The sequence below is a fragment of the Vibrio sp. OPT24 genome, assembly GCF_015163545.1.
Lineage (GTDB): Bacteria > Pseudomonadota > Gammaproteobacteria > Enterobacterales > Vibrionaceae > Vibrio > Vibrio cyclitrophicus.
In genome coordinates, this window is sequence record NZ_JADDYI010000053.1 from 84,774 (window position 1) to 110,517 (window position 25,744).

Sequence of the window (25,744 nt, forward strand, 5' to 3'; positions counted from 1 at the left end):
GGTATTGATGTAGTCGATAAGGTTTAAGAGCAGAAAATTGGGGTAAAAAAGAGCCGTTTATCCGTTTCGACTGAATATGATAAACGGCTTTTTTATTGAGCGGGTATTGGATTCGAAATCTAGATGACGGAACCTCGGAGGTTTAGCCTATTCAGTGATCTCTTGTAACACTTCTCCAATTGATCCACTTGGCTGGGTTATGCCCATTTTATTCGAAAGTGTTGGCGCAATGTCGTATGGAGTGATTGCACGCGAAACCTTCTGAGCTTCAACGTCGTAGCCTGCAAAAATGACTGGGACGTGAGTATCGTACTTCCAAGGTGAGCCGTGCGTAGAGGCGATTTGAAGACCTTCCATGTCGTTAATGTAGCTACGAGGGGCAAATACCACATAAACATCACCTGAACGAGCGGGGTGGTAGTTGTTCTTGATGAGCTGCATGACATGCGTATCAGGTACTCGGTTTGCTGCAATATCACTACTTGATACGGCAAACGCAACGCCTTTTACTTTCGCAATCTCATCTGCGATGGCATTCTGCACTTTCGCTAGATCAACCTTTTCCTTGGCAATCACGTCGTGATCCAGATAAATGTAAGGTTGTGCATACAATCGAATGGCGTCTTTGTCCAAACCAAACTCACTCTTCAACCTCTTTTCTACGCCTTGAGATAGCAGGGTATCTTTATTGAAGTATTGTGCCTGTTGGAAACCAAGTGCATTTGCCGCAGGTGAAGATTCAGGAACACCATGATCGGCAGACAAGACAATTAATGTGTTCTTTAGGCCGACTTGGTTATCAACGGTCTTAAGAAGCTTGGCGATTGTTCTGTCTAAACGAATTAAATTGTCTTCGGTCTCTAAGCTTTCAGGACCATAAAGGTGAATCACATAGTCATTCGACGAGAAACTAACCGATAGGTAATCCGTCGCATCGCCTTGACCAAGCTTCTCTTGCATCAATAGTGTGCTAGCAAAGTTTTCTGTAATTTCATCACCAGCCGGACTTACGGTTAATGTTGTGCTGTAATATTTATAGCTCGCAGGTCCATAAGGGTGTGGGAAGGTACGTTCAAAATTACCTAACTTCACCTTGTGGTCAGTATTGTGTTCTTGAAGGGTGTATTTCTCACGTGGTAAAGAAAGTTCCCAACTTTGTTTAGAGTACTGGCTCGCAATGGCTTTCTCATTCCAACGTGATACCCAGTCTGGATATTCGTCGTAGTAATAGTTACTGGTAACAAATTCAGATTGTGCTTTCGAAAACCAAAACGCTTTGCCGCTATGCCCTGCGAGTGAGATGGCGCCGCGATCTTTTACTGATACGCCAAAGACTTTAGATTTTCCGCTATTGGAAATCATTAGTTCGTCACCAAACGTGGTAGCGAGTATCGGCTCTGGAGAACGGCCATCGCCTTGTGCTGTTTTCTGCGTCGGATCGATCTCGGTTGCTTTATCAACGCCCGCCCCTGAAGTTAGCATTTCATAGTTGCCATCTTCTACGTTATACACCAAACGCTCTTCACTGCGATCATACCAAACATTCCCCACCATGCCGTGCACACTTGGTGGAGCACCGGTTGCAAGCGACACATGACCAACAATGGTCTCTGTGTTGCCATGTTGGTAGTTCGCGTTGGTGTAGTAGGTACCATCATCCATCAAGTAACGAAATCCACCGTCACCGAAGTTGTGTTTATATCGTTCGATAAGGTCTGCGCGCAGGCCATCTACCGTAATTTGCAGGACCAGATCTGGCTTATCCGCCGCCGAAGCAGGGAAAGCACAGAGTAATGCGAGTGTAAGCCCAGATAGCTTGGTGTATTGCATAGAGTTTCCTTATTCAGTATTGCCGTAGCGACTTAACGTTTGGATAGTGAAAATTGTATTTTTAATCTTTTTGGTGAAGGTTATTGAGCCGTAACCGTTGGCATCGTTAGTTAGTATCTTTAACTAAACGTAAGCCCATGTCAGACATGGTAATTGACTGACTTGCAAAGTCTCGACGGTAACTTTCAGATTCATTTTCGTCATAAGCAAAGCTGCCACCACGAACTGATTTGTGTGATAAACCCACGTCACTGTGTTTCGCGTTGTTAGGATTGTCTGTTGGACCGAATCGGTAAAAGGTGTCGTCGAAGGCATCGATTACAAACTCACCCACATTTCCGGTCATATCATATAAGCCTAGTTCATTTGGCTTCTTTAGGCCGACAGGGTGTGCGCTATTTTTAGAATTTGCCGAGTACCACGCAACATCATCTAAGTTATTGGAACCACTGTAAGTATAGCCTTTACTTTTGTTGCCGCCTTTCGCTGCAAATTCCCATTCAGCTTCAGTAGGCAGACGGTATGCTTCGCCAGTGAGTTCGTTAAGCTGCTCAACGAAGTAGTTCGCCTGTTGCCAGCTTAGGTTGTTGACTGGAACCTGAGGGTTTTGGAAATAACTGAGAGATGAACCCATAACCGATTCGAACAATTCTTGAGTTACCTCAAACTTCGAAATGTAGAAACTATCTACAGTTATATTTCGAGCAGGTCGCTCTGCTTTAGTTGCTTCTGATCTGTCTGAACCCATGCTGAATGTCCCGCCTTCAACCAACACCATATCTTGGTCAACCTGTAGGGCGATTGGGTGTGTAGGCACGCTTGCACAGCCACTCAGTAAAATAGTCATGGTGACGCTGCTAATCGTTGCTAAATGTTTGTAATTGAAAAATTTCATCACGTGCCTCAAATGTTCGAAATAGGGTGTAATTCTAACGTTTAAGGTCATTCCTATTGGTTATAAAGGGTATAACATGCCACTGACTTAATTAGGAATTATGATAGGTCCAAGACACTAAGATAGGTAGGTAAATCATGCACATTACTCAAGGTCCACAATATAACGGTAAAGCGTCTAAGCGCTTGCATGTTATGGCTAAACCGATTGGCGCAGCGTGCAACATTGACTGTAAATATTGTTATTACCTAAGTAAGCAAGATTTGTTGGAGTACAAGAAAGGCAGCTCTCCAAGAATGGATGATGAGACGTTAGAAGCGTATATCCAACAATACATCGAAGGTCAAAACACACCTGAGATCATTTTCTCATGGCAGGGTGGTGAACCGACTATGCTGGGTCTAGCGTATTTTGAACGTGTGGTTGAACTTCAGAAAAAGCACCAACCTGAAGGTGTGCTGATTTCAAATGACCTACAAACTAATGGCACGCTGCTGAATGACGATTGGGGTCGATTCTTAGCAAAGAACAATTTCCTGATCGGTTTAAGTGTTGATGGCCCTGAGATGCTGCACAATGCGTATCGTGTCAACAGAGCAGGCCGTGGCACATTTAAACAAGTGATGGCGGCTGCAGAGTTGCTGCACAAACATCAAGTCAAATTCGCAACCCTAACCTGTGTGAATAACCTCACCAGTCAAAATGCATTAGAAGTGTATCGCTTCCTACGTGATGTGGTGAAGTCTCCACAAATGCAGTTTATTCCTATCGTAGAACAAAAAACCTTTAGAACGGTTGCGCCACAAACGTCTCAAGTGAGTGAGCAACTTAAGCAAGGTGATAAACGTCTGATCCCTGGTCATAAAGATTCGATCATGGAATCTTGGTGTGTGTCGGATTTGGCTTGGGGTAACTTCCTGATTGCTGTGTTTGACGAGTGGGCGAAGCACGACATCGGTAAGGTGTTCGTTCAGTATTTTGAAGCGAGCTTAGAAACGTGGATTGGTCGCCCGAACCCGCTTTGCACTTTGAACGAGATATGTGGCAAAGGCCTAGCGATGGAGCCTAACGGTGACGTGTTCTCGTGTGACCATTATGTATACCCAGAATACAAAATCGGCAACATCCACCACGACAAGCTTGATGACTTGGCGTATAGCGCGCCACAACAGAAATTTGGTTTCGCTAAATCACGCACATTGACCAGCCAATGTCAGCAATGTGACTACAAGTTTGCTTGTCACGGTGAATGTCCGAAAAACCGCTTTATCAAAACTCGTGCCGGTGAGCCGGGTCTGAACTACTTATGTGCGGGTTGGCACAAGTTCTTTTCTCATGTCGATAAGTCGATGGCTTATATCGCTCGCGCGATGGGGCATCCAGTGGCTCATGGCAAATTCAGCGACTCAGTATTGATGGCGCATCGAGCAAAACAGGCGCAACAAGCTACGTTTGAGACGAAGTTTTAACTCGTTTTTTGGGTCAACAGATCCAATGCAAATTTAATCAGATACGAGTCTAAGGACAGGCTAAGTTCTCCAGTTTAAGGTAATACTATGATGAAGAAGAGTTTAGCGACGGCTGTTGCTTTGTTGATATCAACGTCCGCATTGATTTCAACGTCTGCGATGGCAGCGAATAGCGTTCAAAAAACGGTTGACGCGCCAGCACAAAATATCAATCAAGTGCTTGAAATGACGGACACTCAAACCCGTATTCAGCAGTTGTCTTACATGGCACAAGATCAGAATCAATCTGTTGAAAATCGTACTGGTGCATTGCAAGAGCTTGCTTCATATCCAAGTCAAAATGCATTGGTGGCGGTTGCAAGAGGCTTAAAAGATCAAAATCCTGAAGTTCGTGAAGCGTCGGTTATCGGTTCTTCGCCATATCAACTTGAGCATCGTTGGGCGTTAGTTTCACCTTTGCTGAGCGATACAGATCCCATGGTTCGTCACTCGGCAACATCGAACTTAGTACGTGATTACAATACGTTAGATAAAGAACAGAAAGCACAAATTGAACAACCCGTCGCTGAGTTAATCACATTCTTGGAATCACAAGAATCTGAAAAGTTTCAATTGCTATTTGCTGATGTGCTTCGATGGCACAACGAGTGGGACAAGTCTGAAACGGTTTATTTAGAGCTCATTAAAACCCACCCTAAAGAGCCACAAGTTTGGTTGAGCTATGCAGATAACTTCCGAGCACAGAATAAAGACCAGCAGGCGGTTGAAGTGTTAGATCGTGGTTTGAAAAGCGTGCCTGACAATGCAGCGATGCATTACTCTAAATCATTAACTTTGGTTCGCCTTGAAGACAAGGCAGCAGCAGCCAAAGAGATTGAAGTAGCAGCAGAACTTGCAAAAGATAACAGCTACTACTGGTACTTGAATGGGGTACTACAAGAAGAGCTGGATATCGACAAATCGACTAAATCGTTCGAGAAGGCGTATTTGATCTCTGGTTCTCCAGAGCAGTTATATGCGGTATGTGATATCTACGTGCGATACGGCAACGACAAGACCGATGATTGCTTAAGTGAGCTAGGTAAAGTGGCTCCTGACTATGTTATTGAGCAGTTGAAAGAGAAGCGCCAAGTTCATAATATTTGAATGAGTAAATAGATGAGCCGCTTATGAAAATCCAGTCGAAATATTCGACTGGATTTTTCGTATCAATGAACTGCTTATACAAGGCCAAGTGACTAGAGACAAAACAAGGGCAAGCCTATTACTTGCCCGTTTCGTTTTATCATTCCCCCATAGAGCTTGATGCACGGCGTCTGTCTGTTGCGCCATGGATCTTGCCATCTCTGATTTCAATGGCGTTCAAACCACTGACTACTGGAATGACATGCACCGGATAACCGAGCTGCATGAACTCTGGTACTAGCATTTCAGCGTAGGTTTTCTTCTCGACCAACAAACCCGTTGGGTCATAAGGCTTGGTGCGGTCGATCTTTGTGCCATATTGGATGTTTGGCAGGTCAATTGCCTCCTGCGCGGATAAGTCCCAATCAAGAACGCCAACCACAGTTTTTAACACGTACCCCGGAATCTGTGAACTTCCAGGTGAACCGACTACTAGGCGCAGGTTGTCTTTTTTGTCCATCACCATTAATGGGGTGATTGCTGAACGAGGACGTTTACCTGCTTCAATAGCATTTTGAGTTGGCTTACCGTTGATGGTTGGTTTTGTAGAAAAATTTGCCATTTGTGCATTGAGAATCACGCCATCGGCCATTATCCCTGAACCCATTCCTGTGCCGACGGTACTGGTCATCGCAATAGCATTGCCGTCTTTGTCGATAATGGAAATATGCCCGGTGTCTTGGCTCTCAAACCCCTGATACTGAGCGTATTCGGTATTGGACAACTTGCCTGCTTTCGGTTTGGTTTTAGCTATGCCACTTTCCGGGACTAGTTTACGTCGCTCGTCGATATAGGCTTTGTCGAGGAGGGCAGTAACTGGTGCTTCAATGAAATCAGGATCGCCCGCATAAGCGATACGATCGGCCTTGGCTATTCTCATTACTTCTGTCATCAAGCGCCAAGGTTCCACATCGGTTTTGGACATGTCTGCCAAGTCGTAGGCCTCTAGCATTTCAAGGCTTTGAGCAACCATCACACCACCAGAGGCAGGGTAGCCAAACGACACAATTTTATTGCCTCGATAGTCGCTCTCAATGACATCACGTTGTTTAACGTGGTACTGCTCAAAGTCTTCGATAGAGAGCTTAGCGTGGTCTGAGTCGATACGGCTATTGACCGTTTCAACGATGTGCTTACCAAACTCGCCACCATAAAGGTACCTATCGCCTTGTTGAGCAATATTGGTCAGTGTGTTGGCCAGCTCTGAATTGGTCATCAAAGTGCCTGTTGGTTTAATCTCGCCGTTATTCCAATAGAGTGCTTTGATTTCTGGATCTTCAATCAATCGTTCTTGCTCACGAACCACGATGTCATAGGTGTAGCTGTTCATTGCATAACCTTTACTGGCAAGCTCAATGGCAGGCTGAGCAAGCTCTGACCATGGCAGTTTTCCGTGTTGTTGGTGAGAGCTGTAGAGCAAACGAAGCGTGCCGGGAACGGCTACAGATCTTGGTCCTAAAATCTCATTTCGATTGAGTGCTTTACCATCTTCCATAAACATATTTGGAGTCGCACTTGAGGGCGCTTCGTCGCGCCCATCGAGTGCAAGGAATTGGTCTTTGTCTTTTTTATAAAACAGCGCAAAAGTACCACCGCCGATCCCTGTCATATCCGGTTCTACCACCGACATGGTCATCTGCATCGCAACCATGGCATCGACTGCGTTACCGCCTTTTTTGAGTATCGAATACCCTGTGCTGCTTACGTATGGGTTAGTTGCACTTACCATAAACTCTTCGCCACTTTCATCGGGCGTAATTGGAAAAGGATTTGGCTCAGCCGCGAAACCGACCGCTGAAACCAAACTTAAAGATAAAGTCGCTATTCGCATGCGTTCTCCGTTTAAGGTATCTGTTTATTCGCTCTAAGATTGACCGAGTAAGGGCGGTGAAGTTCGTGAGTTTGCAGCCTTTTTACACAACACTGACGCTGCTGACAGAATCATTAAATAGTAGAGAATTTTGCGGCTTAAATTTATTGCGAAGCTAAATGTAAGGGCAAACTTGGGTTCTCAATATTAATTTAACTATCTTGAAATCCTAATTTTTGAATAACTAAAGCGATTTTGGAACATGATGAATTACAGTCTTATGGAGAGGTGTTCAGTTTGATGTTGAACTCGTTTTTAATAAAGTAGTTAATTATACATGCTGATTTATATGGTTATTCTTACTTGCATAATAATTTATAAATAATATTAACATTTTTGTCACTATTTTCGGTGTGACAGATTGATATACTGGTCAGATCTGTTATTGTTCAAAATACATGTGCAGTTCATCATACTGTTTAACAAAGGGAGCTTATGTTTACACTATCGATCAAAAATAGGATTTTGGCTTTATGTTTAGTGTCGCTAGTAGGATTTACTAGTATTCTATTTGTCGGAGGGGATACGTTAACCAGTAACACCCAACAGGTTAATCGAATTGATCAAGTTACTTATCCGGTTATGAATGCGGCTTCATTGAATAGTGTATTGATCTCTCAATTAGCCGAGCGCTTTAATTTGGCAGTGACTCTAGGCGATGACGAGATTTTGGAGATGAACAAGCAAACTCTCGCTGAGATTCAAAATAACTTCAACATTCAAATCTCTCTCGATCCTTCATTACAGAGCTCATCTGCACTTTTGCAAGATCAAACCAATCAATATTTTGAGTTAGCTTACCGAATTGCTCAAGGCATGATAGATGAAGAGATCAGCCTTAGCGAAGCTGGGCGCCTTGCAAAACAGAGCACCGCAATCTTAGATGAGCTTACTTTGGGTATGCATAAGTTTTCTTTGGCTCGTCAATCAGAGTTTGAAAACGCGGTACAAGATTTAGAATCAAACAATAAAAAAGCTAACCAAATCATGAGTGTGTCTGGTGCTGTAGCCATGCTTGCGATGTGTATCTTTGGTTGGTTTGTGGTGAAAGGTATACGTAGAGATCTCGCGAATATCAGTGACAAAATGCGTGATATTGCTGAAGGGGATGGAGACTTAACGGTTCGCCTACAGCATGAAAAAAATGACGAACTGAAACCTTTAGTTGAATCATTCAATAACTTTGTCTCTCATTTACAACAGAACGTCACACACACTATAGGTAACGTTACTCAGCTGGACACGATCTCTGGTTCACTTGTTAAATCAAGTCAAGTAACAAGTGAGTTGTCGACTAAGCAGCATCTCTCTATTGAAGAAGTATCAAGTTCATTAAATCAATTGTTTCTTGCCGCTAGAGAAATCGCTACGAACGCTAATGATGCTTCGACTTCAGCTTCCAGTGCGAGTGAGCAAGCAAGCTTAGGAGAGAAGCAAGTCAAGAGTACGATTTTAGCCGTGCAAGAATTAACGCATGATGTAAGTAATGCATCTCAAGTGGTTAAACAGCTAAATGACAACACACAAAGTGCTGGCTCGATACTTGAGTCGATCAGTGCGATTGCAGAGCAAACCAACCTGCTTGCGCTTAATGCGGCAATTGAAGCTGCACGCGCTGGTGAACAAGGCCGTGGTTTTGCTGTCGTTGCTGATGAAGTAAGAACGTTAGCATCAAGAACTCAATCATCTACACAAGAAATTCAATCTGTACTCTTACAGTTACAAGACCAAGCAAAAACTGCGTCATCGATTATTTCTGATAGCGTAATTAAAGCCGAAACTTGTGTTGAAAAGTCAATTGTCGCGGAAAATTCTCTGCAGAAAATTACTTCAGATATTATCGAAATCAGTCAACGAAACGAAAGTATTGCCGCTGCGACTGAAGAGCAGGAGCAAACCTCCACTCGTATTGAAACTTTTGTCGAAGAAATTCGCAAGATGGCAGAAGGCACCAGTAACAGCGTTCAGCAAGTGGACGCCGTGGCGCAAGATATTCAAAAAGTGACTCGTAACCTTTCAACACTAACTGGCCACTTTAAAGTCAGTTAAGTTCCCTAGAATCATTCCCTCTCTCCTTTCGGCTATGCCTTAAGGAGGGCGGGAGTATGCCCCAAATATGGGCTGATTATACAAAAACAATTATATAAAAACGAAAAATCACATAACAATTGGAGTTAGTTATGAAGAAGACAGTGGTTGCTGCCCTAGTAAGTATGGCGTTTGGAGCAAATGCTGCAAACATGGATGATCTTCGAATTAGTGGATTTGGTTCTGTAGGCATCGGTAAGTCAGACAATGCGATAGGTTATGCGGGTTATACCGACGAAAAATTAGATTGGGAGCAAGAGACATTAGCAGGCTTACAATTTGATTTTCAAGTAAATGAGCGTGCTAAGTTCGTGACGCAAATCGTTGCAAACAGCCGTTATGATTATGAGCCAAAAATTGAGATGGCTTATGCCTCTTATGATTTTGAGGCCTTCACAGCTCGAGCAGGTAAGTTGCGTTTACCTTTGTTTTTCTACTCAGATTACACAGACCTTGGCTATGCGTATCCAATGATCAGGCCTTCTCAAGAGTTGTATGAAAACATTGTTTTGAAGGGCTACACGGGTGCTGATTTATTGATTCCGATTGAACTTGAAGATTCAAGTATTCTTCTTCAGCCAGTGGTTGGTATAGGTACTATTGATGAAGATGACTCAATTGTTGGTGAGGTGAAACTGGATAAACTATTCGGTATCAGTGCAAACTGGAACGTAGATGACTTTACCTTCCGTGGTTCATATTTTGTTGCTGAATCTAATCCATCTTGTGATTTCCAAAACTCACAAGACCCGTATTGTCAATTGGGTGCAATGCTAGATAGCCAAGATGGTCAGTTCATCTCTTTGGGTGCTCAATATGACAATGGTGATCTGTTAGTTAACGTAGAAGCTGCAGATGTTCAATTGGAAGGGCAGTTTTATGACTATCAATCGGTTTCTGGTTTGGTTGGTTACCGAGTCAATGAATTTACGCCTTACGTTTCCGTTAGCTGGGTTGAAACAACAGACAACGAAGAACGTGAGAACATGACTACGACGGCTATTCAAGAGTCGATGAATTACGAGCGTCTTTCTTACTCTGTTGGTAGCCGTTGGGATTTCGCTAAGAACATGTCTTTAAAAGCGGATGTGACCTATGTCGATTACCGCGATACTAGTGGTGGGTTCCAAAGTAATGTTGAAACAACAGTAAGCCCATATATTGCAACGGGTAATTACCTTGAAGACAGCTCTATTGTCTATTCAGCACGTCTTGATTTCGTATTCTAAGGAGGCCATATGAAAAGTTTACTGGCAGCAATAACCGTAGCGGTTCTTTCATTTAACGCTTCTGCTGGAATGGTAGTGATTGGTAACAATGCTGGCGTTGATTCTTTATCTAAATCAGACGTTAAAAAGTTATTCATGGGTAAGAAAAGCAAGCTATCGAATGGTACTAAAGCACAGATCATCGAGTTAGCTGATGGTTCTGAAGGCAGACTTGCCTTCCATGAGGTGGCAACGGGACGCAGCGAATCACAACTTCAATCAGCGTGGTCGCGACTTGTATTTACCGGTAAAGCTGAAGCTCCAATCCAGGTTTCAGACTACAACGAAGCAATTATAACGGTTGCTTCAAAAACCAATGCAATTGGTTATGTAGATGAAGCCGCTTTAACAGGCGACGTGAAAGTATTATTTAAATACTAAGCGTTGCTTACTTACCAGTATTAAAAAGCCCAAGGTTATTTGATTACCTTGGGCTTTTGGTTTTAATCACTATTGTTATTGATGACTAATAGTCGCGTTGACCAATGTTTTGATGGATACGATTTTTTATCGTGGGTTAAAACACGAAGCTCAACATGACGGTATAAAGCATCGCGTCTTTGTCATCAAAAGTATTGAGTGAACTGAAATCTTCGATAAAGGCACCTCTTGATTTATGAGCTTCAAAGTACTGAATTTCACCATTGATAGATACATTTGGCAGTACATCGTAGTCCACACCAATAAGATAACTGTTACCATTTAAGTGTTCATTGGCGTCGAATTGCGCCCCGTATACAAGGTATGGGGTAAATTGACCTAAATGATAACCAAGGCTTGCATACATAGAAGAATTGAAGTCACTGATTTGCCCCTCACTGGCAAAGATGGCCTGACCAAACTCATATTCTGCACCTAGAGACCAAAGTTGGATATGCTGATTGTTATCTGTTGGAAGAGAGCCAATGTTTTTGATTTTAACCGTTTGGTCAAAATTTGAATCTAGGAAAGATATGTTCCAACGATAATCTTCACCACTAAGCTGCAAGTTCGCTCCGAACATTCGATTGGTTTCAAATTCAAGCTTGGTTGATGAATTGAACTCGACATCATTCTTATCCTTAATTCCAACAAACGGGGAGAGTAACAAGGTCGCTTCATCGCTCACATCATGAGTCCAGTTCACTTTAATACCATTGAACGCCGTGATGCCAAGTACGCTGTTGTAGACCTCTGTAGGCGGCCTTGCTGTCATGTAAGCTTGGCCTACATAATAGTATTCAGACGCGAGAAATAACGGGAGCCTCAGACGCCCGACACTTACATCAAGGTCGTTAAACTCATAGCCAAGATAAGCCCACTCGAGTTGTGGTTCACTCCAATCGTATTGTGGTGGTTTGACAACTTGCACGGAAGCTTTGAATGAATTGTAAAAATAGTCGAGTTGTACCCCAAATGTAGTATCGCAGTCGTAACAGTTTTCATCGGTAAAGCCGCGGGTAATAATTAAGGGGTTGTCGTTATCTGATTTTGCCCAAGATGTAGAGCCAAATCCGCTCAACGATAAATTATCGGTAAACTCAATAATAGCAAAGGCCGGAGAGGCTATTGAAGCACATAGCACTGACGTGATTATTTTTTTCATGTTATTTCTCCGAACTTATAACGTACAAAACGTTGGCATTTTGAGGAACCGTCGAGAGTGGTGAATAACCAATGCGGTTGGGTTTGTCGTCGAGCCAATCGACTAGGCTGTCTGTTGAAGCCTGTTTGATTTCTCTTGGGTAACGCGCTTTCCCTGAAAAAGATAAGCCAGCCCAGTGTGCGTTCATTTGAGCTGCATTTTTGCCGAGAAGTAACTGATAAAAATCTTCTCTTTCGGTACTGTTTTCAGGCCAATCTGATAGTTCTACACGCTTGCCGTTCAGACGCTTGGTTTTTCCTCGATATAGCTTTCTCGCTTTATTTATTGTTATCTCTTCAAACCCAGAATCTAAAGAAAAAATCGCGTAATCTTCCGCTGCATGCACTGGGGTGGCAAGGAGTAGGCTCCCTAACAGCCCAATTGCTGTTGATAGCATAACTCTGCAAGGGAGTGCTTTAATCGTTCTGATCCAATCCATTGGTTTCTCCTAACAAGTCGCACTTTCTATTTGATGGAATAGTTTCTCTTTTCTCACGGGCTTCGCTACGTACCCATCCATGCCTGAATCAAAGCACTTTTGGATATCATCATCGATAACACTGGCGGTTAACGCGATGATAGGAGTTTTGCTTAAGCCTAGATTTTTCTCGTATTCACGTATCTCTTTTGTTGCGGTGAAGCCGTCCATCACTGGCATCATGCAATCCATGAGAATAACGTCGAAACCACTGTCGTTTTGATACATATCTACGGCGATTTGTCCATTCTCTGCAAGTTCAAAAGCATAGCCAGCCTTAGTTAACATCAAAGAAGCCACTTTCTGATTAACTCGGTTATCTTCTACAAGTAGTATTCTTTCGGATTTTCTAGGTATCGTTTTTTGCTTGAGTTCTTCCGGTAAGGTTTGTTTAGCAGAGCTGGCGTTGTGAATGGGAGTGACCGTAGACGTTTTTGATGTGGTCGGGGAAACATTCCTGTTGGCAAGCGGCATTGCTTCAACAGCGGTGAGTATTTTCTCCTTTAACATTTCGAACTTGAAAGGTTTTGGCACGTAATCGTCCATGCCTACGTCGAAACACTTCTGAATATCGTCATCAATCACACTGGCGGTTAAGGCAATGATCGGAATACGGCGTGTAGCTTTTGTTTCTAGTTCAATTCGTCGAATATTACTCGTAGCTTCAAAACCATCCATAACAGGCATCATGCAGTCCATCAGGATCGCTGCATAATGAGGATTTGCGGTAAACTTGTCTATGGCTTCTTGGCCGTTGTTAGCAAACTCGAATTCGAAACCACTTTTTCCCACATGAAGACCAGCAATCTTTTGGTTAATTCTATTGTCTTCGACGATAAGGATTTTGTGTTGTATCTCTAAAGGTTGTTGAGTCGTCTCAGACAGCTCTGCTAAGCCTTGTGTATCACAAAGCTCGACGGCTTTAATTAATCGCAAGCCTAGTAAAGGTTGTGATACTTGAGCTGTGATGCAATTGCCTAAATCTACTGGCTCGCTTAAGAATGAGCGAATCAAACAGATTGTGATTCCATTATTATGCAGTCGATTTAATTCATTTGAGTAATTGTTGGCTTGAAAAGTATCGTCTTCAGCGAAAACGACAGTGATTGGTTTATTGTGTTTCTGAGTCGCGAGTTGTTCGGTGAGCCTAACTGTGTCCTTCGTTCGCTGAACTACGTTTAGGCCATAAAGATTAAGGTTACATTCTATTCGCTCAGAGAGCATATTCTCCTTACCTAGCACGTAAATATCAGCGCTCGCGGTACTTGGTTTTGGTAATATTAAGTCAACCGGTAGTTCTAAATCGAAGTAGAAACAGCTACCTTCACCTTTTACGGAATTAAGTTGAATCTGTCCGCCCATAAGCTCAACTAACTGAGTACTGATGGCTAGGCCAAGCCCAGTACCACCAAATTGACGTGTAGTTGAGTCATCTTCTTGAGCAAAGGGCTCGAATATCTGTTTCTGTTGCTGTTTGTCGATACCAATACCCGTGTCTCGTACTGCGAATCGAATCGTGACTTCGCTTTCAGTCTTGTTAAGCGTCTGAATGGACAGCGTTACACCACCTTCAGCCGTAAATTTTACGGCATTAGACATGAAATTCATCAAGATCTGTCTCAATCGGTGATCGTCTATCATCACTCGAGCTGGGGTATCAGGGCTGATGTCGACGTCAACTGAAATTTTCTGCTCTTTTGCTTTTGGTGCAACAATAGAAGCGATGTCGTATATCGATTCTCTAATGGATGCTGAATGTGGACTTATCAGTAACATTCCAGATTCGATCTTGGAGAAATCTAAAATGTCGTTGATTAAGCTCAGCAGCAGTTGTGATGAGGTTTCGATGGTATCAACGTAATCGCGTTGTGTTGGTGTTAGTGGGGTATCAGCCAGTATTTCTGAAATACCTATGACGCCATTGAGAGGTGTTCGAATTTCATGAGACATGTTGGCTAAGAAGCTGCTTTTCGCTTTGCTGGCTTGTATTGCGTGATCTTTCGCTTTTTCTGCGTCTTCTTTGGCTTGGGTTAGCTTTTCTTTAGCGTACTCTCTTTCGATGGTGAGTCGTTCGACCTGTTGAGCAAATAAACTGAGCTCATCTTTACCTTGAATGAGTTTTTGTAAAGAGGGGCGAGTTTGATCGTTTTCACTTTTTAAAAAGTTAAGGACGAGTCCAAGGTTGTTCGTCACTTGTCTCGCTAAGCTTAAGGTTAAACCCATAACAAGGGTAGCGAGTAAGGCTACGATGGAAATAAACAGGGTTCGCTCCATTTGAGCGTCTGAAATCGCTTGGGCAACCTCTGTTTGGAATTCTTGCTTAATGACACCGCCAAGGCTTTGCAATAAGTTGAGTCGAGCACTCATGGCCTCTAGACCAACAGATATTTCTTGTGGAGTAAGTTGGCTGATGGCGTTCAGGTCAAGTAGAGCAGTTCGGATTTCTTGGCTTTGAGCAAAGACATCATTTCTAAACACTTCGACCATTAAAGATACCTGATGCTCATTGGCATTCAACGAAACAAAGCGTTCTAAAAACAGTTGCTGCCTTTCACTCAGAGTCTCGATTTGCTCTGCAAGTTCAGGATCGTATTCTTGGCTGCTTTGAAATATCTCAATCAGTGAGGTGCCCAGTTTGAACTCCTCGTTTGACCAAAACATTAACCATTCTAGCTGCTGCAATGCCGTGAGGTGTTGTTGAATTTCACGCTTGGTGTTTTCAAACGGGACCTTCTCGACTTCTAGCAATAATTGTTTGTATAAATCGCTCTGCCATTCGAGTGCATCCAACTTATCGTAACTGTCGATAGCTTGAATTGTCGAAAGTGTTGCTTCGCTGAAGTCAGCTACTAACTGATTCATTTCATTTGAAGTATCTAAGAAAATGATTGGCGATAGGTTTTTTAATTCTGCTTTTACTTGGCTGCTTTGTGCTGCGAACTCTTCAGGGCTAGAAGCTGATGAGCTTCGATACAGGAGCGAAATATCTTGGAGGTAGGCAGATAGCTGACTGGTTCGTTCAAAATCGGTTAACTGAGTCGTCAAGATAAAAGCTTGTCTGCCTGCGAGAAAAAGCAGTAGTGAAACGGGAAGTAGAACTAAGCCAAAGAGTTTATGTTTGACTGAAAGGTTATTCCAGACCGTAATCGCCATATAAGGATCCATCCAACTGTTTTTATATAAAAACAGTAGAATAAAAATGCCGATATGGAAACTTTGAGACGGTATATTTAATGGAAGTGTGGGAGGGGTATAAGTTCTTGTGATTCCAGAGCTTATTTTGAAAGGGATCCTATTTCTACTCGTTTATAGCGGTGGGTGGTTGGTTTATTCTATATGCTTATTGAGGAATAACTTTGAAAACAGTTTAGTGAGAGTGATTGTTGTCTTGATTTACTTCAAATAGAAGTTGTTCTAGCGCCGTTTTAGCAGAAGGCTCTAGTGTCCAAATACCCAAAATTCTGTTTAACGCTGCTCGATAAACTTTGTTTTTGAGTAGGAAGGCGAGAGTACTTGTATCGTTATTTAGAACTTGTGTTTGTATTACGGTCAGTTCGGCTTTGTTTGCGATATCAATTTTCTGAAGATTGAAAGCGGGTAGGAATGCACACTCATACCAAATCTCAACGATTTCTCTAAGTTCAATCTCTTCTTCAGGCACATCGCAGCCCTGAAGTTGGTGGTTTTCAGGAATTGCGGATAAGTAAGCTACATCAAGCTTGTCTGCAACGAATGTGTACATTTGCTTCCCTGTTAAACGTAATTTGAGACCGAATCATCTCTCTCACTTATGGTTTTGTCAATTATATCCATTTATCTAACGAGTAATTTGTGAATAAGCGTCGTTGTAGTTAACTTAAACTGTTTAAGTATTTGTCTGTTAAGCCAAAATATTTTAAATTGCCATCTAGTTCCAGAACCAAACTCATGTTGGAAGTGGCGATCAAACCGGGGTCATTGGTTGAAAAAATGACTGTTTTGTTCAACAACTTATCGCTGAACAAGCGGTTAAAATACTGCGAGTTTTCATTTTCCGCTCCGTTGAACGGTTCATCAATGATGATCAGAGATTGCTCACAGTTACCTAAACCAAGCGCTAAACGCAGCTTTTGCTGAATGCCGTTGGGAAGACTTTTGCATTTGTCCACGTTTAACTGAGTAGCTAAACCTTCCGGGAGCCATTCATCTAATTCGAAGAAGCTCACCATCTCTTGCATCTTCTCTGTTGGAATGAGTCCGTTATGCAGAATGAAGTTGGTTTCTAGCGAACCTTCGAAAATATGTAAATTAAAAGGGATGTAGTTTATCGATGTGCGATAGCGGTAGCTGTTGAACTGCTTGATGTTGTAACCATCGACAGACACTGCGCCCTGATAGCGATCTTCTAGCCCCGCAATGATGGAAATTAGCGTCGTTTTTCCACAGCCAGTTGGGCCACAAATGACGACTTTTGCGCTTGGGGGTATCTTGAACCCCAAGTTGGTTAAGCCGGTTGCTGCGCCTGTGTAACGATGACTTACACCGCTGCCCACAATACTGCCTTGGAACAGGCGAATAGGTGGGCTCTTCTCCAAAGTCAGCTTGTCATCATTCATCGACATTAAATTGTTGATTTGTGCCGATGACGCCTTTATGGATTGAAACTTAGAAATTGAATTATAGATACCCATGATCGGGCCTAATGCTTTCCAAACCAAAATAACGGTGGCTAACATGGCACCCGCGTCAGAAGTGCCTTCCATTACACCGATTACAGCGGTCACAATACTTGCAGTACCAATCACCTGTATCAAACTGCCGCCAGCGGCCTGAATCTTACTGTTAGTCACGGCAACATTCTCGGCATCGTTGGAACTTTGCATATGTGAGGCACTAAATCGAGATTGAACGACACGAAGTAAAGGTAGCCCTTGGATAGTCTTGATACCACGCAGGATTTCATTCCATTGGTACGAGACCATCGCATTGGCGCGCGAGCTTTTAGATGTGGCTTGCGAGTAGATATAGCGTGAGTAAACACAGAACACCAACATCAATATTAAGCCGCCCATTACCACGAGAGCAGCTGTGCCAGACATCAGGGCTATCGCGATGATAAACACAATCACAAACGGCATATCAAAGTAGCTGAGGGTCGATTCTGCTGTCACTAAGCGTCGGAAGGTATCGATATCTTTCAAACGAGCCAATTGTGACGAGACCCCTGCGGTTGATGTCATCGCGTACGGCAACCAAAGAAGCTTCGATATTACGGCTTGGGATATGTGTACCGCGAGATCTTTACCGGAGGTGGCAATGATGTTGACTCGCATCTTCTTAAAGAAATACTCCGAGAAGCCAACAATCACAGCAAATAAGGTTAGCCAATAGAGTGTTGCTTGAGAGCTAGAAGTAAGAGCGAAGTTATACACGCTCATAATAAAGAACGGCTGCAACGCACCTAGAATACTGATCACGAAGCTCAAGATAATCAGGCTTTTGAGTTCATTGTTGTAACGATAAAAAGCGTATTTAATCCAATTACTTCTGTCTTGAGATTCCGGTGGTGGTTCTCGGAACAGACGAGAATATTCACTAATAGCAATCAGTAAGCAGGGCTTTTTACACATTGGGTATTCAATGGTGTTGTTGTTTGTGTAATCAAACAACAGCAGCCTTCCATCTTTGGTGCCTAAGAAAATCGCACTTAGATTCTCTATTTCAATAAAGCATGGATGAGGGTGCTTATCGATATTATCGAGTGTCTTTAGCTTGGTCACATCACAGCGATACCCAAGGCGCTCGATGGTTGCTGTAAAGCTGTCGCCGTCTTTAGATTTTGGAATAAAAGCATCGCTGAGTATAGCAGGAGTGCCTTCCCATTCGAGTGCTATCAGGGTGTAGGCCAAACCACGAATAAGAGGAGATTGACTGTAACGTTCGTCGTATCCGCTAGATTCAAAATCCAAGACACGTTGTGGAACATTATTGAAGTCTACAAGGATACTCATTGGTCACCTCCGGTAAGTTTTACGCGTTTGAGGCGGTGGTTAAGTTTGTCCATTTTATTGCTGGCGATGATTAGGATTTTGTCATTGGCACGATAAGCTGTACTGGTTAGCACAACCCGTGCAAATTCCTCATCAAATACACAATCGATATCATCAAATATCAATACACATTTACTGGCGAGCAGGGCTCGGACTAATAGCAGAGCATATCCAACTTGGCGAGAGAATGGATTGCGCATGTGCCCTTTGAGTTCTGTATAAAAACCGGCAGGAAGCCCGTCAATTTGCGCCTTGATGTTCATCGTTTCACACAGTGCAAACGCCGTGTTATTCAAGCTTGGTCGGAAACAGGTGAGATTATCGATAATCGTCCCTTCTACGAACGAGCTTGTTTTATCAACCATTAGCACGCTGTTACGCCAAACGTTGTAATTGACGTCATTTAAAGGCGTGTCATTAATCATAATGTCCAGTTTGTTATCGCTGTTCTGCCGCGTAATACAGTTGGCGAGATGAGTCTTGCCTGAGCCGCTTTTCCCTGTCAGTAAATAGGCTTGTCCGAGTTCGAATTCAATACGCTGTTTTTCTGAGTATTTAACAGAAATACGTTCTACTTCCGTTGTCTCATGTTGGTGTTCAACAGACGCTGCCAACTCAAGAAGCTCGGCGATACGTTGTATGTGGAGTTTGTTTAATTCCCAACGACTCGCGGTACGCATCACTTGTTGGTAGGGCGCGAAGTAACGGTTGGTCAGCATGATGATCGCGGCCATGATTCCTTGGCTTGATTCCATGTTGATAACGGCGGTTGCTAGTACTACAACAACGCAAGCAATGGAAAGCTGTTGGATGAGCGCCAAGATCAAGCCAAAGTTCGATTCAATCTGTTCGTATTTGATGTTCTCCACTTCACGCTCTTCGACCATTTGTGTCATCAGGCTTTCAACGCGGTATTCCATATTTCTCGCTTTGATATCTAGGGGGCTAGATATAATTTCAATGATTTTAGAAGTGGTTAATCCTTCTATATCGGACTTATTTTGTAGGCTGCCAATCTTTTGTTTAGAAAGGCTCCAAGCGAAAATGGCTAAGATGAGCGAGGCAATCAGAAGCGTCACGCCAGCCCATATGTTGATTAGACCAATAATGAGGATGGTGATCACGCTGACAGCAAGGTTTATCAGGGCTCGAACTGATTCGCCGCCAAAGAAGGTTTTCAACTCAGGAATGGTTGAGATTCGTTCTAGGTATTCGCCCGGTTCTAAGCGGCGAAATTTAGAGATTTCAGCCAAACATATTGATTGGAACACCTTGTTGGTTAAGTTGGTCTCAAACTGCCTCATGATGACAGAGGAAATCTTTTCTTCCTGATTTTTCAGGTGGTAGTCGAGGAAGATAGAAATCAAGATAATCGCGAACAGCAAGAACAACGTGTCTTGTGCTTGGTTGGGTAACACTCGGTCAAAAATGATCAGAATAGAGAAGGGCAGTACCAAGCCAAACAGGGTGGAAATTATCGTAGAGAAAGTCAGATAACACTTATCTGCCATATTGATCTTTTGTGAAAACTGCTCAGTTTGCATTGCGACCTCCTGTTTTCAACGACTCCGTTGAGAGAAGGTGTTTCGGCACGAGTCCTTGATTGTTACGACCTTCAATATCGCTCATCAATTGCATGATGCTTTCTATCGATTGAATCGAAAGCACGCCTTTAACTTGCTCAAGCTTAATGGTTTCGATGATGTAGTCGTATCGAGCGCTTTCGTAGTCTCTTAAGGCGCTGAACAGTTTACTTTCAGCGGCCAGCAAATCGGTGATAGTACGCGTGCCTAATTGGTAGGCCCTTTGGATTCCTTTGTACGAGGCGTAGTTAGCGCGAATGATGTTTTCGTAACTGCTTATAGACTGGGAGAAATCATTAATGTTGAGTACAGAGGTGTTCACGCTGTTACGTGTGGTGTAAAGCGAGTCTTGATAAAGCAGTTCGGTACGTTCAATTGCCGTCGATGATTTTTGATATCCGTAATAATCAGAGCCACCAGACAAGATAGGCAAGGCTAGATTCAAGCCTACACTGGTAGAGTTGCTTTCGCCTGTCGCAGTGATGTCGGTTTTATCGTAGTTATTGGCGTCATCGTGACGATAGCTGGCTGAAAGCGACACGGTAGGCAAGAAGTTTGTACCGCTCTCTTTTAAGCTTCTCCGGCTTCTTTCGACGTTTTTCTTCGCCACTAACAAGTCGTTATTGAGCTTTAACGCCTGATCCATGATTGAGCGTTGTTCGCTTTCGTTAATCTCTTTTAATGGCACACTTTCGTATATGTCTTGTGACGGAGTGATAGGGTACTGAATCTGAATGGATAGCCCGTTGAGAATGACACGGCGATCTTTTTGCAAGGTTCTTAATCGATTCGACACGCCTTCTTTTTGAGCGATAACTTCGTACAGCTCACTGGCGGCTGTGTTCCCCAATTCTACGTTACGTCGCATCTGATGTTCACGAGTCTCAGACGACTTAAGTTCGACTTTGGTCGCTTTTATTTGCGCATTGTTTTTCAAATACTCGAAGTATTGAGAGCCGATTTCAGAAATGGTGCTCTGGATTTTGTTCTCGTGTTTAATCTCTTCGATATTAAAGTCGAGTTTTGCCGTGCCATATTTAAAAATATCACCCAGATTGAATATCGATTGGGAAAGGGAAAGGCTGTAGCTGTTTGAGTTATAGCTAGAGGTTTCGTCGGGCACGCTTGATAACAAGGTTTCGTTTTCATTCCATGTGGTATCGGCTGCACCATTGAGTGAAGGAAGAAACTTAGATCGGCTGATCCCAATATTGTATTCGTTCTCTTCCACACCTTTATCACTGGCACGAAGAGACAGGCTGTTTTGCAGGCCGAGTTCTACTGCCTCAAGCAGGGTCGTCGCCGATGCTGAAGGTATCGTGCTGAATGCAAGCGCAGCCATAATGCTGCTAGTTAAGTTTCTGTACCGCCACATACTTGTTGATCACCTTGATGATTTGGTCGCTTTTGTAAGGTTTGCTGATCACGTAATCCATTCCGGCTTCAATACAAGCCTGGTGTTCATTACTGCTGGTCAATGCGGTTGCTCCTATGATGGTGCAAGGGCTTTTCTCGTTATCTTGTTCAAATTGGCGAATGCGTTTAGTCGCTTCAATGCCCCCCATACCTGGCATAATGCAGTCCATGAAGATGATGTCAGAACGTTTATTCATGAAGTGCTCCACTGCGTCAGCGCCATCGCCAACCGTGTCTGGTTCATACTCTTGTTTGGTGAGGATTCGTTTAAGTAGGATCTGCTGAACTCGGTCATCCTCTACGATAAGGAACGAACTGTTCTCCATCTGCTCTTCTGATGCTTCTGCTTCCATAATGGTAAGTAAGTTCGGAATAAACTCGTAAGGAATCGCAGGGGAGTTGATGATCTTATCGACGAAGCTGTGACACTCTTGTGCATGCTGAGTATTAGTTACTGACAGCAACAGCTTGGTATTTGGATGACTCTTAAGTTGAGATTTCACCGTTTTGCTCAGTGATGGCAGCTTGTTAGGTTCAAAGGTATCGGTCAGCATGATGGCATCGTACTCACCAAAGGTCTTCGCCGCTGAAAACAACTCATTTGCAGTGCGGATTTCAGTGATATCAAGCCCCAAGTTACTGAGCATTTTCTTCATTACATCGATACGAACTTGTGTATTGGCGCAAAGCAGTAAACGCTTGCCGTCGAAGCGTGTTTTCTCTGTATGGAAATTCTTAGCCTTGAGATCAAGCTCGATCTGAAAACGTTCCTGTGTACCCGATTGGAACCAATGGCTCTCGTAATAGCCGTAATCTTTTAAAACGCTTTTCGCTAAGTCGTCGGTGTTAGCGGTATGGTGCTTGTGAGCGCTCCAATGAAGCTTATTGAGCTTAGCTACAGATACATCCAACGTTGAAAGGAAGTTGAGATTGATGGTGACACGCGTATTTTCCATATCGGAAGCCGCGCCAGACTCTATCGTCACGAATAACTTCTTGTTTGATTTAAGTTGGATGGCGTTAGAAAGCTGCAGGAACAATATCCAGAATAAGCTGGTGGATTGGCCTTCAACACGGTTCGGCAAATTGTCAGAGATAAAGCAGTCAAGTTGACCTTCGTTTCTCTGAACTTTGGCGCTGATATGAATCATCAATTCAGACAACACGCTCAGTAGAGAAAATTCTTTCGACTTACTTTCCGTACCCTGTGAAATCAATCGGTTATAGTTTTCTGCTAACTCAGACAAGGTACTACACGCAGAGGTAATATCCTTCGCCATCAATACGCCGTTTTCATCGGTTTCTTGAACCAGATATTGGACTCCACCGTTGATGGTGTTGGTGATTCCGCGAATCTCGTAACCAATCAGTGCGTAAAGCTGTTTGTAGAGATCATTATTGCGTTTTTGGTCTTCCAATTTACTAAAAATCAGCTTGAGGTGAGAGTAGATTTGGCGTTGTTTGGGGTTGATGCTCACTTCATTAAGAAGCTCTTCGAGTCTTTGTAAATCGAGTTCCTTTAGCTCTTGATAGAGCGCATCAAACTCATAGTCGATTTCTCGCTCGTTAGAGCTGGATTTCTTCAGTTTCAACATGGCAACTGAGTTAGAAAAAACGGCAATCACGGCCAATATCATGACCACCATAAGCAACCAGACAAAGAACTCGTTTTTCTCTGACATTAAGTCGCTTGCATGGTTGTTAAACATGGTGCGGTAGTTGTCGTCCATCTGCAGGTAGTTGTTCGTCAGCGACAGGTATAAGTCGAGTACGTCGTTGCGTGTTTTCGTACTGTCGGAAAAGCGATTGATAGCTAATTCAAGTTGGGTGTATTCAGTCGCGCCAACCAAACTAAATTCAGTTTTGTTCAAAGAAGCCAAAGACCTAAACTCGTCGATTTCACTCTTCAAGGTAGAAAGGCTCAAGTCACTGGCACTGCAATTATTGGCTTGTAAGCAGTACTGTAAGGTTTGGATGTCCAGTTCTATGGTCTGATTGAGCTTTTGGGCTTGTATCAGAAGTGGGGCGCTTTGCACTTGCGCAACCGAATCGACTTTCGACCAAGAAAAGTATAAATAGAAAGCGAGCGCCGCCAGTACCACGCTGAACAATATGCTCAGACGTAGAGCGGGTACGGAAATGTTATAAGAAGGTTTTCCGCTCATTGATTACCTCTCATCGAATGCATCTTCGATGGCAGACATCACAGGTTTCGCTGCGTATTCGATCACGCGACGCGAGCCTGTTTTTACATCGGCGGTAAATTCCATATAAGGCGATAACTTGTATTGAGTGCCTCCTCGTTCAAGAAAGTTTCGATCAATCTCAATCTCTGCCAAATAGAATTCAGCATCTTCTTCTTCATAGGATGAACGGCTGATTGAGGCGATGGTTCCCTCAACAAATCCATATTTTGCGAAGTTATAAGTATCCATTTTTACTTTCACCGCTTGGCCAATTTCAACAAACCCCATGTCTTTACGCGGGATCTTCGCTTCACCGTGTAGCGAATTATTTATTGGGGCAATATCTGCGATACTCTCGCCTGGCGGAATCACAGCTGAACGGAAATTGAAGTGCAGTTTGTCGACCACACCATCAACTGGCGAGTAGACGATTAAGCGGTCAACCTTGTCGTAATGCTGCGGTTGTAGGATCCGTTTCAGTTTGAGATCTTTATTGGCCTGAATGATTTGCGCTTGGTACTCGGAGTTACGGTTCTCAACCAAATCTCGATGTTGTTTCTCGAGTTTGTCGAGCTGAAAACGTTCGTTCATGACCGACTCGTCAAGGTTCTCAATCTCACGTACCATATTGGACTCTTGTACTTTCATGTTGAGAACATCGACATAAGACGCCATCTCTTCTTTATAGAGCGTGTTTTTGATGTTGAGCTGTTTGCGTATTAGAGATAGTTGATTTTCTGAACTTTTGCGACGCTTTAGCATTGAACGAATTAACGAGTTCTTGTGCTTAATATCGTGAGTGATGAGCTCTTCGTTTGAACGGTTTTTGGAAAATTCTTGTTGCCAAGTGTTCATGTTGACTTGGACTTGTTCTGGATATTTTTCGATATAAGATGCAAAGTTTGGTTCGATCATGTCGCGCAAGCTTTCATAACGAATCTTGTCGAGTTCCAACTGAATGATTTCGGTGTTCACGGTATCGAGTTGGGTGTTGCGGTCGAGTGAGCGGATTCGGGCAATAGGTTGACCTTCATATACAACTTCACCTTTTCTGACTAACAGCTCTTCTAAAATGCCGCCTTCTAAGTGTTGAACCTTCTCAACGTCAGATTCCAACAGCAGCTCACCACGCACAGAAACGACAATGTCAATGCGCGCCTGTGACGCCACGGCGATAGCGACCAAAGCGAGCAGGAAGATGATGAGCAAGGTTTTATGAACGCTGGTCATGGCACTCGCAAGTACGATGGTGTCATCTGCCGTCACCTTCGAAGCCTCGTTATTAGAAACGAGTGCTTTTCTAAGGTGGTGCTCTATTTGGTTATTACTCATGACCTACCTCGATGACTTGTCATCGACCACTTCCTTAATATCCAGCAAGTGATTGATTTGTCGATTGACGTTTTGTAGTTCAGTTTTTACATCCTCTAAAAGCGCTTCCGGTGCAGGGAACTCGTGTTTGCTCAAATGTTCTAGCTTAGCCATTTTTGGCGGCAGGTCTTGGTCACATAACAACGTTAAGATGGTCTTCAATTTTTTAGAGTAGTTGTTGAGTTCGTCAAAACGATTCCCTTTATGAAGTGTCTCTATGTTCATTGGTGCGTCCGAGAAGTTCTTATAAAAGTCGCCTAACAGCAATTGCAGCCCTTTGTGGTTGTTGTCGATTGAACGCAACAAATTCGTCATGTCTATCATCATTCCACTGCCTTAATTGCTTTAATCACAATAACTAAGGATCTTTAAAAGCAGTTTTCAAATTTTTTTTGATTCTTTATGTATAAAAACAAAAATATGAAAAAAGTTGTATAAAAACTTGGTTTTCC

General features: G+C 43.2%; 18 protein-coding genes. 5 read left to right on the top strand and 13 right to left on the bottom strand.

Features of this window, described 5'->3' with window-relative positions:
• Positions 1-147: 147 nt before the first annotated feature.
• Together IQO02_RS14190 and IQO02_RS14195 are read right to left on the bottom strand one after the other, a co-directional pair.
• On the bottom strand, positions 148-1,830 hold the full coding sequence (locus tag IQO02_RS14190; protein ID WP_010429274.1) for an alkaline phosphatase family protein: 1,683 nt from the start codon (positions 1,828-1,830) through the stop codon (positions 148-150).
• A 106-nt stretch (positions 1,831-1,936) separates the two neighbouring features.
• Positions 1,937-2,725, bottom strand: coding sequence for a formylglycine-generating enzyme family protein (locus IQO02_RS14195; protein ID WP_016768812.1), 789 nt, complete (start codon positions 2,723-2,725; stop codon positions 1,937-1,939).
• 137 nt (positions 2,726-2,862) lie between these two features.
• Between IQO02_RS14195 and IQO02_RS14200 the strand changes: the two genes are divergently transcribed.
• Both IQO02_RS14200 and IQO02_RS14205 read left to right on the top strand, forming a co-directional pair.
• On the top strand, positions 2,863-4,194 hold the full coding sequence (locus IQO02_RS14200) for an anaerobic sulfatase maturase (RefSeq protein WP_010429281.1): 1,332 nt from the start codon (positions 2,863-2,865) through the stop codon (positions 4,192-4,194).
• 87 nt (positions 4,195-4,281) lie between these two features.
• Positions 4,282-5,340, top strand: coding sequence for a hypothetical protein (locus IQO02_RS14205; protein WP_016796495.1), 1,059 nt, complete (start codon positions 4,282-4,284; stop codon positions 5,338-5,340).
• 139 nt (positions 5,341-5,479) lie between these two features.
• On the opposite strand, the gene ggt is transcribed toward IQO02_RS14205, so the two are convergent.
• Positions 5,480-7,210 (bottom strand): gamma-glutamyltransferase, encoded by a 1,731-nt coding sequence (ggt, locus tag IQO02_RS14210; RefSeq protein WP_102282497.1) that lies wholly within the window; start codon positions 7,208-7,210, stop codon positions 5,480-5,482.
• 621 nt (positions 7,211-7,831) lie between these two features.
• On the opposite strand from ggt, the gene IQO02_RS14215 reads away from it, so the two are divergent.
• The 3 genes from IQO02_RS14215 (at position 7,832) to IQO02_RS14225 (ending at position 10,986) form a co-directional block, all read left to right on the top strand.
• Positions 7,832-9,298, top strand: coding sequence for a methyl-accepting chemotaxis protein (locus IQO02_RS14215; RefSeq protein WP_016768815.1), 1,467 nt, complete (start codon positions 7,832-7,834; stop codon positions 9,296-9,298).
• Between the two features lie 131 nt (positions 9,299-9,429).
• Complete coding sequence (locus tag IQO02_RS14220) at positions 9,430-10,566, top strand: outer membrane beta-barrel protein (RefSeq protein WP_016768816.1); 1,137 nt, start codon at positions 9,430-9,432, stop codon at positions 10,564-10,566.
• A 9-nt stretch (positions 10,567-10,575) separates the two neighbouring features.
• Entirely contained in the window at positions 10,576-10,986 is a 411-nt protein-coding gene (locus IQO02_RS14225; protein ID WP_010429296.1) for a phosphate ABC transporter substrate-binding protein, read from the top strand.
• Between the two features lie 136 nt (positions 10,987-11,122).
• Here IQO02_RS14225 and IQO02_RS14230 read toward each other — a convergent pair whose 3' ends face one another.
• The 10 genes from IQO02_RS14230 to IQO02_RS14275 form a co-directional block, all read right to left on the bottom strand.
• Positions 11,123-12,190, bottom strand: a complete 1,068-nt coding sequence (locus IQO02_RS14230) for an ABC sulfate transporter permease (RefSeq protein ID WP_010429299.1) — start codon at positions 12,188-12,190, stop codon at positions 11,123-11,125.
• A gap of 1 nt (position 12,191) precedes the next feature.
• Positions 12,192-12,668, bottom strand: a complete 477-nt coding sequence (locus tag IQO02_RS14235) for a hypothetical protein (protein ID WP_010429302.1) — start codon at positions 12,666-12,668, stop codon at positions 12,192-12,194.
• Between the two features lie 9 nt (positions 12,669-12,677).
• Positions 12,678-15,860, bottom strand: a complete 3,183-nt coding sequence (locus IQO02_RS14240) for a response regulator (RefSeq protein WP_016793656.1) — start codon at positions 15,858-15,860, stop codon at positions 12,678-12,680.
• A gap of 214 nt (positions 15,861-16,074) precedes the next feature.
• Positions 16,075-16,449, bottom strand: a complete 375-nt coding sequence (locus IQO02_RS14245; RefSeq protein ID WP_010429308.1) for a hypothetical protein — start codon at positions 16,447-16,449, stop codon at positions 16,075-16,077.
• Positions 16,450-16,558: 109 nt separating this feature from the next.
• Positions 16,559-18,697 carry an ATP-binding cassette domain-containing protein gene (locus tag IQO02_RS14250; RefSeq protein ID WP_016792798.1) on the bottom strand — a complete coding sequence of 713 codons (2,139 nt, stop codon included), beginning with the start codon at positions 18,695-18,697 and terminating at the stop codon, positions 16,559-16,561.
• On the bottom strand, positions 18,694-20,280 hold the full coding sequence (locus IQO02_RS14255) for an ABC transporter transmembrane domain-containing protein (RefSeq protein WP_016796496.1): 1,587 nt from the start codon (positions 20,278-20,280) through the stop codon (positions 18,694-18,696). The genes IQO02_RS14250 and IQO02_RS14255 overlap by 4 nt, the downstream gene beginning before the upstream one ends.
• Positions 20,270-21,694: a TolC family protein gene (locus IQO02_RS14260; protein WP_016796497.1), complete on the bottom strand. Its 1,425-nt coding sequence runs from the start codon at positions 21,692-21,694 to the stop codon at positions 20,270-20,272. Before IQO02_RS14260 ends, IQO02_RS14255 begins: the two co-directional genes overlap by 11 nt.
• The gene (locus IQO02_RS14265) at positions 21,669-23,900 is read right to left on the bottom strand and encodes a response regulator (RefSeq protein ID WP_010429315.1); all 2,232 of its coding nucleotides are present in this window, start codon (positions 23,898-23,900) and stop codon (positions 21,669-21,671) included. The genes IQO02_RS14260 and IQO02_RS14265 overlap by 26 nt, the downstream gene beginning before the upstream one ends.
• Before the next feature lie 3 nt (positions 23,901-23,903).
• Positions 23,904-25,253, bottom strand: coding sequence for an HlyD family type I secretion periplasmic adaptor subunit (locus tag IQO02_RS14270; protein WP_102282496.1), 1,350 nt, complete (start codon positions 25,251-25,253; stop codon positions 23,904-23,906).
• Positions 25,254-25,256: 3 nt separating this feature from the next.
• Positions 25,257-25,619, bottom strand: a complete 363-nt coding sequence (locus IQO02_RS14275; RefSeq protein WP_016768822.1) for a hypothetical protein — start codon at positions 25,617-25,619, stop codon at positions 25,257-25,259.
• Positions 25,620-25,744 lie beyond the last annotated feature (125 nt).